Source organism: Bifidobacterium sp. LH_230 (assembly GCF_056357555.1).
Map to the genome: position 1 here is coordinate 65754 of NZ_JBKEWJ010000001.1, position 15009 is coordinate 80762.

The window sequence follows — 15009 nt, forward strand, 5'->3', positions numbered from 1 at the left end:
CAGTGACCATAGCGGATATTCTCGGAACGTTGAAGAAGCACCTCGTCACGGAACTCGCGGTGCTGCTGGTCGTCCTGATCGGCGGGTTCGCCGTCGTCAGCCAGCAGACGCCCCAGTACACCGCCACCACGCAGATGTTCGCCAGCTTCAACCACAACGTGAGCGGTTCCGGATCGGATGACGCGACCACCGGCCCCGGATTCAACCAGATCCAGACCGAAAGCACGTACGTGACCTCCATGCTCGGCACGCTGCCGACCCTGGTGACTACTCCGGCCGTGCTGCAGCCGGTCATCGACGATCTGAAACTCAGCACGTCGGTCGCCGCACTGGGCGGCCAGATCGCCATCAGCACCACCTCGTCATACTTCGTGAACATTTCGGTGAACGATACCGATGCCGCACGCGCCGCAGCCATCGCGAACGCGGTCGGCGAGAGCCTCAAGACGCAGCTGTCGGACGACTCGTACTCGTCCGAGAAGACCTATGTGCTCAGCTACCTCAACCTGTCCGTCGTCAAGGAAGCGACCGCGCCTACTGCTCCGAGCTCGCCGAACGTGAAGTCGTTCATGTTCAAGATGGCGCTCATCGGACTCGTCGCCGCAGCCTGCGCCGGACTGCTGGTGGACGTGCTGGACAACCGTCTGCGCCAGATGGCCGACCTGCAGCGCCTCGTATCCGCCCCTGTGCTGGGCACGATCATGAAGGACGCCGTGTTCCGCGACAGCAAGCCGGTCGTGGTCAGCGAGCCGTCAGGCAACGCCGCGGAAAGCATCCGCCGACTCGCGCTGAACCTCGCGTTCATCTCGCCGGACCGTACCAGCCGCTCCAACGTGATCGTCATCACCTCCAGCGGCGCCCATGAAGGCAAGACCACCGTCGCCGTCAACCTCGCCGCCGCGCTCGCAGAACAAGGCGAGAAGGTGCTGCTCATCGACACCGATCTGCGCAAGCCTTCGGTCGCCCGTCACCTCGGCATCAACGGCGCGGTCGGCCTGAGCCATCTGATCACCGGACAGGTCAAGTCCACCGACGCCATCCAGCAGTACTGGAAGCCGAACCTGCACATCCTGCCGGCCGGTGACCAGACCACGAACCCGAGCATTCTCATCAACTCCAACGCCATGAAGACGCTGCTGGACGAGGTATCCGGCCTGTACGATCACGTGATCGTCGACACCACACCGCTGCGCGTGGCCAACGACGCCGCCGTGTTCGCCAAAGACGGCGCCCGTCTGCTGGTTGTTGCCAGCCAAGGCGTCACCATCAAGAAGCAGCTCAAGGATGCCATGCAGGAGCTCGCCATGATCGACGTGACGGTGGTCGGCAGCGTGTTCAACCAGATGCAGGTTCGCAAGGGAGGCAACGACTACTACTATTACGGCGGCTATGGCGACAAGCACGATCATGGTGCGCGTCGCGCGCGATCGACGTCGAGAAAGGCCCTGGCATGAGCCGAACCCGAGTATTGATCATTCAGGAGGCGATGGGCGGCTGCGGCCGCCATGTCGTCGATCTGGTCAACGGACTCGATCCGAACCGATTCGACGTCACCGTGATCTACGGTACGTCCCGCATCGACGATTACTATCGTGCCGCACTGCCGGCCATGTCCCGTCGTGCGCGGATGATCCCCTGCGCCGATCTGGTGCGCGAGATCAATCCGAACCACGAACGCCGCGCTCTGCGTATGGTGACGCGCGTGATGCGCGAGGTACGTCCGGATGTGGTGCACTGCCACAGCTCCAAGGCCGGTGTGATCGGCCGTCTGGCCGTGCTGCGCCGCGGCAGACGTTACGGCGTCAAGCGCGTGTTCTACACGCCGCACGCGTATTCGTTCCAGGCACCGGAGTTCGGCGGCGCCAAGCGCACGGCGTTCATCGACGTGGAACGATGGTTGAGCCGCAAGGTGACCGACATGACGTTCAACGTGTCGGCGGGAGAGCGGCAGGCAGCACTCGACGTGCGTCTTGACGATCCATCGAAGTTCGAGGTGGTGTACAACGGCATCGCCGACGAACCGGTGCCTACACGCGCGCAGGCGCTGGATTCATTGGGATTGACGGATGCCGTTCCGGCCGAAGCACCGATCGTTGGCGTGACCGCCCGGCTGGTCGAGCAGAAGGATCCGATGACGTCGCTGGCCGTGGTGCGGCGCGTGCTGGAACTGCGGCCCGATGTGCACGCGGTGTACGTTGGCGACGGGCCGTTCGAGGATCGGATGAGGAAGTACTGTGCCGAGGCCGGCATCGCCGACCGCGTGCATTTCACCGGGTATCGCACGGACGCCGAACGCATCGTGGCCGCATTCGACGTGTACCTGCTCACCTCGCTGTACGAGGGCATGCCGTATTCGCTGGTCGAGGCCCTGCGAGCCGGCGTGCCGATCGCGGCGACCGATACCGCCGGCAACGACGAGATCGTGCAGCCGACGATCAACGGACTGCTGTTCCCGGTGGGAGATGTTGAGGCCGGCGCCGGCATGGTGGTCGATCTTCTCAACTATCCGTTACCTGCCGAGCAGGTGCGGCGGACCTATCTCGACCGATTTACCGTGGATCGGATGTTGGATCGCATCAGCGCATATTACGAAGGCAGGGCAATGACCGGAAAGGAGACCGAACGATGATCTTGTTCAAAATCTGGTATCGTTTCACCGGTTTCCTGCTCAAGCTGATGTACCGTCTGGCCTATGGACGTCATCTGAGCTGGGGGCGTAACTTCCATGTGCGCAGGGGGTTCCTGGCGACCTGCGATCGTGCTGGGAACGGGAAGACCGGTGACATCGTGATCGGCGACAACGTGTTCTTCAACAACGACTGCGCCGTGCACGCGATGGACCTTATCGAGATCGGCGACGAGACGATCTTCGGCGAGAACGTGCGCATCTACGATCACAACCACCGGTTCGCCGATCCGACCCTTGCGATCAAGGAGCAGGGATATTCCACGGCTCCGGTACGCATCGGCAACCATTGCTGGATCGGCTCGAATGTGACGATCCTCAAAGGGTCGACCATCGGCGACAACTGCGTGATCGGCGCCGGCTGCGTCATCAGCGGCGACATCCCGGCCTATTCCGTGGTGCGGATGGACTCCTCGCTGCATATCGACCCGGTGCGTGTCGAATCGGCCGGCGAGCCGGCTGCTTCCGCGCATACCGTACGGGAGAAGCAGTCAGCGGATCCGGCTGAAGGATCGATCGAAACCGTAGCATCCGCCGCTTCCGTTTCATCAGCTGCACCCACCCGCGTCCTCGTGCTCGACACCGTCATGGACCGTGGCGGCGCGGAGACCATGATGATGAACTACCTGCGTCACATGGACCGGTCCAAGGTCACCTATGATTTCCTCGTCAACCGTGACTATCGTGCGGCCTACGAGGACGAGATCGAGGCGCTCGGCGGGCGCGTGTTCCGCATGTGCCCGATGTACCCGCAGTACTTCGGCCGGTACAAGAAGGAGATCCGCGCCTTCTTCAAGACGCACCCCGAGTATCGCATCGTCCACTCAAATCTCGAGGAGCGCAGCTACTTCGGTCTGCGTGAGGCCGCGAAGCTCGGCGTACCGGTGCGCATCGCCCACGCGCACAACCGTCCTGTCGGCTTCGACGTGAAATCCGTGTTCCGCGAATACTTCCGCCTACGTCTGCCGCGCTACGTGACGCATATGTTCGCATGCGGCGAGGAGGCTGGCGACTGGCTGTTCGGCGTCAGGAACCGCAGCCGCGTCATCCAGCAGCGCAACGCCATCGACGTGTCGCTCTACCGGTACGATCCGACTGTCGCCGGTGAGGTCCGCGCCGAACTCGGGACGTCCGACGACACGTTTGTGCTCGGCCACGTCGGTCGGTTCTTTCCGCAGAAGAACCATGAGTTCCTCATCGACATCTTCGCCGCGCTGCACAAGATCCGTCCGAACAGCGAACTGTGGCTGGTCGGCGGCGGCGAGCTGAACGACGAACTGAAGAACCGCATGCGCGAGAAGGTCGCTGGGCTCGGTCTGAGCGACGCGGTGCGGTTCCTCGGCGTGCGTTCGGACGTGAGCCGCATCATGCAGGGCATGGACGCGTTCGTGCTGCCGAGCCTGTTCGAGGGACTGCCTGTCACCATGATCGAGGCACAGGCCGCGGGACTGCCGTGCACGATTTCCGACCGTGTGCCGGTCCAGTGCGACGTCACCGGCAACGTGCAGGTCGTATCGCTGGACGCGACGCCAGATGAGTGGGCGAAGCGCATTCTTACGCAGGCCGAGACGTATTACGGCGGCAATGGCGTGGTCGCGGCTGACGGCGGTGCTGCGTATGCGGCCAAGCGCGAACAGGGGCCGGAACTGGTCACCAAGGCCGGATTCGATATCGTGGCCAATGCCGAGTGGTTGCAGCGCTTCTATCTAGACGAACTCGCCAAGGCGGAGCGTAGCGTGACGCCGGCACGAACGGGAACGGGCCGCCGATGAGCGCTACGGTTACCTCCGCCGCCATTCGCGGCATGACTCGTACGGAGCGCCGCCAGCGCAAGCTCGCCCTCGAGCTGCGCAACAAGAACACGCTCCTCGCGCTCGTCGTGCCGGTGATGATCGCCGCCAAGGTGATGGTGGCGTATGTGCTGCCCGACAAGTATTTCTACGACAACAACCGCATGCTCAACATGATGCTCGGCTCGGCTGGCGACAGCGCATGGGGCGGCAACTACGAGATCGCCGCGAACCTGTTCCGCAGCATCAACTTCGCCGATCTGGAGACGATGGTCGACTGGTCGATCTGTTTGGGCATTGTCTTCACCGCGCTGGTTGTATTGATGATCCTGCGGGCCGACGCTCCCGATTTCCTGCAATCACTGTTCATCCTCGCTACCGTCGGCCTGCTGAACATCTACATCTTCACGATCGGCAAGGACATCATCCAGTTCTCGTTCTTCCTTGCCGTGTACGTTATGCTGCTGCTGCCGATCAACAATTCGCTGGTCAAGATCCTGCTCAGTTGCGGCGTACTGTATTACGAAAGCACGTTCTTCCGCGAATACTATATTCTCATCGCCGCGCTGACCCTTGCCGTGTATGTGATCCTTGAGTTCTTCCGCAGCCGGCAGCAGCTGGGCATCGGCTCGATGCTGATCATCATTGCGCTGATGTTCGCCGTGATCTATGCGATGATGGTGACCGCGCAGCGCATCATGCCGGATGACTACCAGCAGATCATGGACTTGCGTGCCGGCTACGATATCGCGTTCGGCGACAGCGCCGATTCGGCAACGCTGATGCTCAACCTGATTCCCGGCGACGGGCTGCCGCTGTTCATGGTCAATTACGTCATCAACGCGTTCCGCATGATGATCCCGATCGAACTGGCCATGCGCGGCGCCTACTATCTGCCGTTCTTCGCGTTCCAGTGCATGGTGACCGCATACATGGTGAACCTGTTGCGTCAGATCAACAAGATCAACGAGCCGACGCTGTTCCTCGCGCTGTGCGTGTTCCTTGGCTACGTGCTCGGCTCGTTCATTTTCGAGCCGGATTTCGGCTCTTGGACCCGCCATGAGGCCGCCACATTCCCTGTGCTGCATTTGCTGGTGCTTAACAATTACCAAAAAGTACCGCTCACTCAGGAGGAACGTCTGCTGGTGAAAGGACTTGACTCATGACCCACGTTGCTTTTTTCTCCGGCGACATCACCCGTTCCGGCGGCACCGAAAACGTATCCATCATGCTTGCCAATGCCCTAGCATCCTCGGCACCCTCGGCTGGACCGAGCCGTAAAGAAAACGCCGGAGGTGTTGTTAGGCGAGGAACGAGCGACAGCGAGTCAGACAATGCCGCGCGTAGCGCGTCCGGAATTGCAGGACGGGCTGTCAGCCATAGGCTGACTGGGGGAGCGTGCACTCAGCCGGCCTTAAAGGTCAGCTTCATCAGCCTATTTGAGGAAAACTCGGAACCGTTCTTTCCGATCGGTCTGTGCATCACCCGATACACGGTGTACCCGACCATCACCCACGGCATCCAGCACTACTTCGACACGGTCCGTCGTCTCAAACGCATCGTCAAGGACCAGCACATCGATATCCTCGTCGACATCGACGGCATCCTTGACATGTACTCGCTGCCGCTCAAGCGTTCCACCGGCGTCAAGGTCATCTCGTGGGAGCATTTCAACTACCATCAGAACCCAGGAGTGCCCTACCGCAAGCTCACCCGCCGCTGGGCCGCCCGCAAGGCCGACGTCATCGTCACGCTCACCGAGGCGGATAAGAAGCTGTACGAAACTAATGCGCATCCCAAGTGCCCGGTCATCGCTATCCCCAATCCGATGCAGCAAGTCACGCCGGAACCGGTATACGAGGCCAATTCCCACACCATCATCAGCTCCGGCCGACTCACCCATCAGAAGGGTTTCGACATGCTGGTGGACGTCGCCGCACGCGTACTGCCGCAACATCCCGACTGGCAGTGGCTGGTTCTCGGCGAGGGCGAAGACCGTCCGATGCTCGAACAGAAGATCGAGCAGGCCGATCTTGGCAACCAGCTCATCCTCAAAGGCCGCGTCGACAACATGGCCGATTACTACCGTCAAGCCGCCATGTTCGTCATGACCTCCCGCTTCGAGGGGCTGCCGATGGTTTTGCTTGAAGCCAAGGCCCATAAGCTGCCCATCGTCAGCTTCGATTGCGAAACCGGCCCCGCCGAGATCGTGACCGACGGCGTGAACGGCGATCTAGTCGCTCCCGGCGACATCTCCGACATGGCCGACCGAATCGACCTGCTGATCGACGACGAAGAACGCCGTGCACGGTATGCGGAGCGATCAGAAGATGGAATGACACGTTTCGACCTTGATGCCATCGTCTTGCAGTGGCTATGTCTGTTGAAAGGAGATGAATAATGCAGAGCGCCGAGGTTTCTGGACCTGTCAAGCGGAGAATAGCTTGGGTTGATTATGGAAAAGGATTGGCGATATTGCTGGTCTTCTGGGGGCACACCATATGTCCCGAACCGGCTCTGATCTTCTTTTATGCATTCCATATTCCGTTGTTCTATGCGCTTTCGGGATTCGTCTTCTCCGTTCGTCGGTACCCGTCATTCGGATCCTTCGTATGGCGTAAATTCCGCACGCTTATTGTTCCCGGTGCCTTCTTTGGATGCATTATCAAAATATGCCAGTATGTACGGTCTTTGATTCATGGTGAAACTCCCATATCTCCCGTCAAGACGCTGATTGGTGTCTTCGTGGAGTTGAGAGGCGGGGCTTACGAGTTTTTGCCTTGGTTCTTTGTGAGCTTGTTCATCATCGAGCTTGTGGCATACTGGGTCATACGTGCGGGCATATCTCAGACACACATGCTGATAATGGCGTCGCTTGCGGCGCTGGTCGGTTATTGTTATGGCACTTATGTCGATCGTACGTTTCCATGGTGCTTGGACACCGCTTTGACGGGATCGTTCTTCTTCGTCATAGGATTCATCGCAAAACGTCATTGGTCATACATGGAAGAAAAAGAACTATTTGGGAATACCCTCCTCCTGTGTGCTGATCTGCGCGCTGTTGTTCATTTGCAGTGGTGTCATGAGCTGGGGCAATGTCACGTTCAGCGGAGAGTGGCTGGACGTGTACTCAAACACATTCGGGTGGATCGTGTTCTATATCCCCGCGGCACTATTCGGGATTGGTGCCGTCGTGACAGGATTGGTGGCATTATCGCGCTCGCCAGGATGGTCCGGTCTTCGTAAATCGTCGGATTACTTGGGAAAGAACTCCCTTGTATTCTATGCCATGAACCATGTCATGATTCACGCGTGGACGGATCTGTTCGACTATCTAGGCATCACTGATTCCAGTGGGACAACTGTCTGGTATACGCAATTGTGGCAAGGATTGCTGATCGTGACGTTGTCCGTCCTCTGCTGTTGGCCGATCGCCATGCTTATGAATCGCTATTTGCCGTCGGTACTTGGCAAATAAAACGTAGAACATTCTTGAAAGGAAGAATATGAAATCGGCTGCTTTGATCACCTATCATGCCGCTCATAACAACGGTTCGTTCCTGCAGGCATTCGCCACACAGCGTAAGATTCAACATCTCGGATACAAATGCGACATCATCGATTTTTCCACTCCCCGACAGCAGTATCTGTATGACGTATACAAAAAGGTGTCCGGACCGAAGGACGTAATGAAGAACGTCTATGCGCTGTTCCACCACAAGTTGATCCAACGCCGACATGACGACTTCGATCGGCTTATCCATTCGGCACTGTCGCTGACGCCGAAGTTCTACGAGAATCCCTTGCAGATGGGTGACTTGGAAGGTCAATACGACGTGTTCGTCTCCGGCAGCGATCAGATCTGGAACATGGATGCTTGGGATTACAGCGATGCATACTTCCTATCGTTCATCCAGAACAAGCCAAAAATCTCGTATGCGTCCAGCATGGGCGGACATATCCTTGACAAGCGTGGTGACAAGGCGCTCGCTGACCGGTATCGTCGGCTGCTGTCCGGTTATTCCGCGATTTCCGTACGTGAAAAGACCGCCCAAGAATATCTCACGCCGATCATCGACAAGACGGTCACTCAGGTCATCGACCCGACTCTGTTGCTGGAACAGCGGGATTACGCGGACATCACCGCGCCCCGACTGGTGGATGAGCCGTACATCTTCTACTATGCGATCGATTCGATCGAATTGAACGACAGTGCCGCTAAGGCCGTGCAACGATACTCCCAAGCCGTTGGTCTGCCGGTCTATGTGATGTTCACCGGCAATAAGTCGTATGGGCTGAAGAAGTATGGCTTCCACTTGTTGGAAGTCGCCGCGCCAAACCATTATCTGAGCTTGATCAAGAACGCCGAGCACGTGCTCACTGCATCTTTCCATGGCACCGCGTTCTCGATCCTGTTCGAAAAGCAGTTCCATGTGGTACGTGGCAAGCATAATGGCAAGGTCAACATGGATGACCGCATGAGCTCGCTGCTGTCCACCTGCGGTCTGGATGACCGCAACCTCATCGAGGGTGAAGCGTGGAGCAACGCCGTTGTCGACTACGCCGAAGTACGTCCGCGTCTGGATATCGAACGCCGGCGTTGCGCTGTTTTCCTCGAAATGGCGTTGAACAGCTGAACGATTGAACGGATGACGAAGGAGATGATGATGAAAAACATGCTGAAACAGCTGACTCCAGAACCGGCCATCGCATGGCTGCGCGGAGTCGAATCCGATCTGAAACTGTATCATGAGACGATACGTCAGATGCGACGATTCCGGCGCAGTTATGCGCGGCGTGGAACCACCGGAAAAACACAAGTGGAGAGCCGCCTCATCTTCTTCACCCATCAAATCGAAAAGGGTCTGAGCCATGAGCATTTCCGGTATGGATTCGGCAAAACAGTGCTGGCCCAATTCGCTCCGTTGCTCAAACAACTGAAGGATATGGATGCCAATGTGCAGTCCAATCCTGTGTGGATATCGGCACTTGACACATTGCATGAATACCGAGTTCGACATGAGAACGCGAACAAGGATCTTGCGTATGCCAGTAAGCTGTTCGATCCTGCCATCTGGGACGAGATCGGAGAAGCGGACGGTACACATGGCGGTATTATGGTCATCAAGGCCTCCGATAAGGTCGACAATGCATCCCGAACGTTCCGTGAGCTGTCCGAAAGCCGTCATTCGCTGCGTGAATTTGCTGATGAGCCGGTGTCGGCAGATGAGATCATGCGATGCATCGATGTCGCCATGCGCACGCCGTCCGTATGCAATCGACAGCCAACCCGTGTGCATGTCATCACCAACCCTAGTGTGATCGCAAAAGCCATGCCCCTGCAGGGTGGTTATCGTGGCTATGCCATGCCGCCGGCGCTCGTGCTTATCACCGCCGACAACCGTGCGTTCATGAGCCAGGACGAACGCAATGAAGGATTTGTGGATGGAGGCTTGTTTGGCATGTCATTGTTGTTGGCGTTGGAGGAAGCAGGATTGGCTGCATGCCCGCTCAACACCATGCTTCCTGCCAAGCGGGATAATGCGACCCGTAAACTGCTGCATATCCCTGACGGCGAATTCCTCGTCATGTACATCGCTGTCGGTCACTTTCTGCTCGAATCGAAGACCTGCCGTTCGCAGCGGTTCAAGGCTGCTGACATCACCACAGTGATAGCATGAACGGAGACGCGAACTTGGACACGGACAACCATCGGACTTATCCGCTGATCAGTGTGGACGTGCCGGTGTATCAGGGCGAACGATGGTTAGACCGGTGCATGGGCAGCATCGTCGACCAGACGTATCGGAATCTGGAGATCATTCTCGTTAACGACGGTTCGTCGGACGGATCGCCGGTAAAATGCGATGAGCGGGCGCAACGAGATTCGCGCGTTGTCGTATTGCATCGCGCAAACGCCGGCGTATCCGCCGTGCGTAATGCCGGTATGGATGCGGCGCAACGTCATGATGCGCAGATCGTGTTCTACGCTAACACGGACGACCATCAGTGTGAAGACGGCATGGTGTTGGACTCCGTGCCGCAGCCGGGGGTGGCGTTCGTGGCGACGACGGCATCTGAATTCACGGAACATTTTATTCAGCTCAGTCATGCGGAATACGTGTGCCCTCCGTGGAACAAGTTGTTGCTGACCGCGTTCGTGCGTGAAGTCGGCAGTCGGTTCTCGGAAGGCGTCATTGCCGGAGAGGATTCGGCGTTCAACTTCCCTCTGTATGCTTCTGCCGAACGCGTTGTGTCGCTGGACAGACCACTGTATCGGTATTCGATACGTTCCGGCAGTGCCATGAGCACGTATGATGCGCGTCTGCTGCATGATCGCACTGCCGTGTACGCGATGCTGCTGCCTATCGTCAGATCTTGGAATCCGGCGTATCTCAACATACATGAGAACCGTCTGATTGCCAACGTGTGGATCATGCTGTCGCTGCTTTACTCCGATGAACGGACGGCAGTCAAGATGAAGCGAGGCGTGATCGCCCGTACGATTCTCACGGACCCGGTTGTGCTCGATTGTGCGCGGAGAGTGCGGGGCATCGGCAGGCGTAACCAAATCATTGCCGCTCTGGTACGCAGTGGGAATGTATGGATGACACGCATATTGATGCGCGGCATCGTTCTGATCAAACGTATCGTAGCGAAACGAGCGACACGATGGTGAATCGGGATGCGCGTGCGTCTCTACTGGCGATCGTGACAGCGAATACGCTGGATTGCGGTCGTGAACGGTATCGCGATCCTGAGATCGTGCTCTAACCACGCGTGAATATACGAGAGGAGTATCTATATGGTTTCGCAGCGTAGGGCTGGTGCGGTTCTTGGATATGTGAATGTGTTTGCGAAAAATCTGGTGAATTTGCTGTATGTGCCTTTGCTCCTGCATTTTTTGGGACAGGGTGATTACGGCGTGTTCCAGATGACCAATTCGGTGGTTTTCGCTTTGGCCTTGCTGAGCGCCGGTTTCTATGGCAGCTATGTGCGCTTCTATATGAGAGAACGGGCACAAGGGAATGAGCAAGGTGTTCTTCGGCTGAATGGCATATTCTTGCTGGTCTATATCGTCGTCGCATGTGCGTGTCTTATTGGCGGGCTGCTGCTGGTCGTAAATGTGCATGCTCTGTTTTCCGGAGGCCTGACCGACCGCGAGGTGGGGCTGGCACGCGGACTGTTGCTGATCATGAGCATAAATGTTTCCGCGCAGTTGATGTCCACTCCATTCGATTCATATGTCGTGGCGCATGAACGGTTCACGTTCCAGCAAACCAGACAGTTGTTCACCACATTGGCGATGCCGTTGCTCGCGATCCTGCTCCTGTATGCGGGGATGGGCGCCGTGGGTGTGGCTTGCGCGCAGCTCGCCGTCAGCTTGGTGCTGTTGTTCCTTAATATTCGATATGCGGTGTTTTCCCTCAGCATGAGATTCACTTTCACCGGATTGCAGTGGAGCATGTTCAAGGCGATTGCCGCGTTTAGTTTTTGGATTTTTCTGAATCAGATCGTCGACATCGTAAACAATAACGTGCCTAATTTCCTGTTGGGCGCTATGGCCAGTTCCGGCGTGGTCGCCACGTTCGCCATCGCCTTGCAGATCAGGAACATCTTCTTCTCGATGAGCACCACCATGTCGAATGTGTTCGTTCCCCAGATCAACAGAATCGTTGCCGAGCATGATGACAATGGCGAACTCACTGAACTTATGACGCGGGTAGGCCGTTACCAGATGATCCTGTTTTGGTTCATTTATGGAGGATTCGTGGTCGTTGGTCAGAATTTCGTGAGAATCTGGGCGGGCGATGCCAATTCGGATGCCTATTGGCTGTGCCTGGTAATGACTTTGCCGGTTATGATTCCCTTGGCGCAGACCACCGGCATCGAAATACAGCGGGCGAAGAACCGGCACAAGGCGCGTAGCCTCATGTATATTCTTGCGGCCATAATCGATATCGCCATCAGTGTCCTGTTCATTCCAACAATCGGATACTGGGCTACTGCATGGGGATATGCGGTGAGCATTCTGCTTGGCACAGGACTGTTCATGAACTGGTACTACCACTACCAGATCGGTCTGGATATGAGGTATTTCTGGAGAACCATGATGCCGACGATCATTACCAGCGTCATGGTGATTGCATTGTGCTGGTTTGCCGTCCATATGATCATACTGCCCGATTTGGTGAGTTTGTTGGCGTTCGGTCTGCTGTATTGCATAGTCTATGCGGCGGCGACTTGGCTGTTTATCATTAACAGTCAGGAGCGAGACGCCATTCGGGACAAGGTCTTCCGACGGATGTCGCATAAATAACTGCTTCCTTGGACTTTACCTACTTGTAAGCATCATCAGATCAACAGACAGAGAGCTGTATGTTCCATGCTTGCACGTCCATCCCCCACCCATGAGTGCACCGCTTATCAGCAAGGCCCCCTATTATGATGTGGTTAGGAGTGTCCGACGTGTGCGACGGTAAGGGGTCGATGTGCTGGATGATGAGTGGAAGCCGGGAGAGAACGGTTTGGATGCCGATCTGCGGGCCGGATCGGCGGCGGGATTGAACGACGATCCTTCCGATGGGCGACTGGACGGTCTGGCCGATCTGGCTGATCTGTCGTCCGATGCGCTTGGGAAGACCGTGCCGATCGATCTGAGCTTCCCCTCCATTGAGTCCGATTCTGAACCCGGACTGATCGGTGGCCTGTCGTCCGGCGATGACGCGCCGGTCATCATCCCCGCAGGTCAGTCGGACGATGCTGATTCTGCTGATGATGAGTCCGACGGGGAATCGTTACCGGCGGCCAATTCCACGGCGACCGCTGCCGTGCCGCAGCCGTCCGCGCGTACGGCGTCGTCCGGCCGGGCATCGACGTCGAACGGTTCCGTCGTGGCATCGACTTCCGCGGCGAATGCCGGTGATCCGGTGCTTGCGGACGCGCCGACGATCACCATGCCGCTCGACCGTGAACCGTCCACTGATATACCCACGATCACGATTCCGCCGGTTTCGGGAACGTGGAACGCAAGTGACGCGTTGCCCGGCATTGGCCGGCATGACGGCGAGCCGCGGCACGACGCCGGTGATGCTGCAGCCGTCGCTTCGGCCGATGCACAGGATGCCGTCGAGGACGGCCAGACCCAGCTCATGCCCCCGGTTCCGCCGGTGCCCAACCCGCCCATCCCCGAATCGCTGCCGCTGAATCCCGTATCTTCGGACGCGGCCGGCGAGGCTCCGACCGTGGTCGGCGGCCCGACGATTCCGGTCGACTCGCTGGAGGATTTCTCCGAGATCTCGCAGACCGGACCGATCGCCGCGATCCCGTCGCTCAACGGTGCAGGTGCCGATGCGAGCGCACCCGCGAATGCCAATGCAACGGCCTCCGTCGCTGGCAAGCCGTTCAACGCCAAGTTCGTGATCGGCGGCATCGTGGCGGTCGCCGCCGTGGTGGCGCTGTCCGCCGGCGGGGCGTTCGCGTGGAACAATCATCAGGCCGGCCAGACCCAGGCGCAGAAGCTCGTGGCATGCCAGGCCGCATACCAGAAGTACCAGGATGCGGCGGACGCGCTGCAGTCCGCGCTCAGCAAGACTGCCAGCGCACAGAAGATCACCAAGAGCCAGGTCGCCGACGCGGCGACCGTCACGACCCTCGCGAGCGCGGTCAAGGACGCCAAGGCACTGGACGCGGTCGACGAATGTGGCACGAACGCCACCGTAAGCGTGCTGACCACGCAGACGGCCGCCGCCAACGACGCCGCCGATTCCGCGACCAAGCTGGCCAGTTCGCTTACCAAGGCGGCGGATGCGGTGACCGCCAGCCAGACCAAGAAGACCGACGCGGACCGCGACAAGGCCAAGAAGGATCTGGAGACCGCTGTGGCTGACGCGCAGACGCTGCTCGACAACACGGCCGGCGCGGTGATGGATGAGAGCACCCGCGACGCGTTGCAGACCGCGCTTGACACGGCGAACGGGCTTCTGAAGGAGGACAAGCCGAACATGCAATCGTTGCAGGATGCGCTCAAGGCGCTGCAGACGGCGAGCGACGATGTGAACGCGTCCGCCGAGGCGCTGACCGCATACAATGCGCAAGTGCTGCAGAACAACGGCACTCAGGATACGATGCCGATCACGCCGCAGAGCAACAATACCGGTACGGCGAACAACAACAATACGGGCAACACCGGGGCCGGGAACACGACGAATAACGGGAACTCCGGTAGCACCGACAACAGCGGTAATAATGGCGGCAGCAACAGTGATTCCGGCAATACCAACGGCGGGAATAATAGCGCCAATAACGGCAACAACGGCAATAACGGGAGCAATAACAATAACGGCAGCGACCAGAACAACCAAGGTGGCGACAACGGCAACTCGAATGATTCCAACGATTCCGGTGACACCAACGGGAACACCAGCAACGACGGCGACACCGGCGGCCAGTCCGACACCACCACTCCGTCCGACGGTCAGTGATCCGAAGCGGTAATGAATGGGCGGGGAAGACGTACGTCACGTTCTTCCC

11 protein-coding genes and 1 pseudogene are annotated in these 15009 nt (G+C 58.3%); all 12 read left to right on the top strand.

The features are described from left to right. Positions 1–2: 2 nt before the first annotated feature. The 12 genes and pseudogenes from AC1A0G_RS00245 to AC1A0G_RS00300 all read left to right on the top strand — a co-directional run bounded on the left by AC1A0G_RS00245 (position 3) and on the right by AC1A0G_RS00300 (position 14960). A complete protein-coding gene (locus tag AC1A0G_RS00245) occupies positions 3–1454 on the top strand; it encodes a tyrosine-protein kinase domain-containing protein (protein ID WP_476526652.1) in 1452 nt (483 codons plus the stop codon). Beyond that, positions 1451–2629, top strand: coding sequence for a glycosyltransferase (locus AC1A0G_RS00250; protein ID WP_476526653.1), 1179 nt, complete (start codon positions 1451–1453; stop codon positions 2627–2629). Before AC1A0G_RS00245 ends, AC1A0G_RS00250 begins: the two co-directional genes overlap by 4 nt. After that, the gene (locus tag AC1A0G_RS00255; RefSeq protein ID WP_476526654.1) at positions 2626–4458 is read left to right on the top strand and encodes a glycosyltransferase; all 1833 of its coding nucleotides are present in this window, start codon (positions 2626–2628) and stop codon (positions 4456–4458) included. The genes AC1A0G_RS00250 and AC1A0G_RS00255 overlap by 4 nt, the downstream gene beginning before the upstream one ends. Continuing rightward, positions 4455–5642: a hypothetical protein gene (locus AC1A0G_RS00260; RefSeq protein WP_476526655.1), complete on the top strand. Its 1188-nt coding sequence runs from the start codon at positions 4455–4457 to the stop codon at positions 5640–5642. The genes AC1A0G_RS00255 and AC1A0G_RS00260 overlap by 4 nt, the downstream gene beginning before the upstream one ends. Then, on the top strand, positions 5639–6877 hold the full coding sequence (locus AC1A0G_RS00265) for a glycosyltransferase family 4 protein (protein WP_476526656.1): 1239 nt from the start codon (positions 5639–5641) through the stop codon (positions 6875–6877). Before AC1A0G_RS00260 ends, AC1A0G_RS00265 begins: the two co-directional genes overlap by 4 nt. Further along, a pseudogene (locus AC1A0G_RS00270) lies at positions 6877–7461 on the top strand (acyltransferase family protein); the annotation flags it as partial. The gene AC1A0G_RS00265 and the pseudogene AC1A0G_RS00270, both read left to right, overlap by 1 nt. A gap of 58 nt (positions 7462–7519) precedes the next feature. Continuing rightward, positions 7520–7954: a hypothetical protein gene (locus tag AC1A0G_RS00275; protein WP_476526657.1), complete on the top strand. Its 435-nt coding sequence runs from the start codon at positions 7520–7522 to the stop codon at positions 7952–7954. 28 nt (positions 7955–7982) lie between these two features. Continuing rightward, positions 7983–9113: a polysaccharide pyruvyl transferase family protein gene (locus AC1A0G_RS00280; RefSeq protein WP_476526658.1), complete on the top strand. Its 1131-nt coding sequence runs from the start codon at positions 7983–7985 to the stop codon at positions 9111–9113. A 12-nt stretch (positions 9114–9125) separates the two neighbouring features. Then, on the top strand, positions 9126–10157 hold the full coding sequence (locus AC1A0G_RS00285; RefSeq protein WP_476526659.1) for a nitroreductase family protein: 1032 nt from the start codon (positions 9126–9128) through the stop codon (positions 10155–10157). Between the two features lie 14 nt (positions 10158–10171). Further along, positions 10172–11155: a glycosyltransferase family 2 protein gene (locus tag AC1A0G_RS00290; protein WP_476526660.1), complete on the top strand. Its 984-nt coding sequence runs from the start codon at positions 10172–10174 to the stop codon at positions 11153–11155. A 126-nt stretch (positions 11156–11281) separates the two neighbouring features. Continuing rightward, on the top strand, positions 11282–12796 hold the full coding sequence (locus AC1A0G_RS00295) for a lipopolysaccharide biosynthesis protein (RefSeq protein ID WP_476526661.1): 1515 nt from the start codon (positions 11282–11284) through the stop codon (positions 12794–12796). 172 nt (positions 12797–12968) lie between these two features. Then, positions 12969–14960, top strand: a complete 1992-nt coding sequence (locus AC1A0G_RS00300) for a hypothetical protein (protein ID WP_476526662.1) — start codon at positions 12969–12971, stop codon at positions 14958–14960. The last annotated feature ends 49 nt before the right edge of the window (positions 14961–15009 follow it).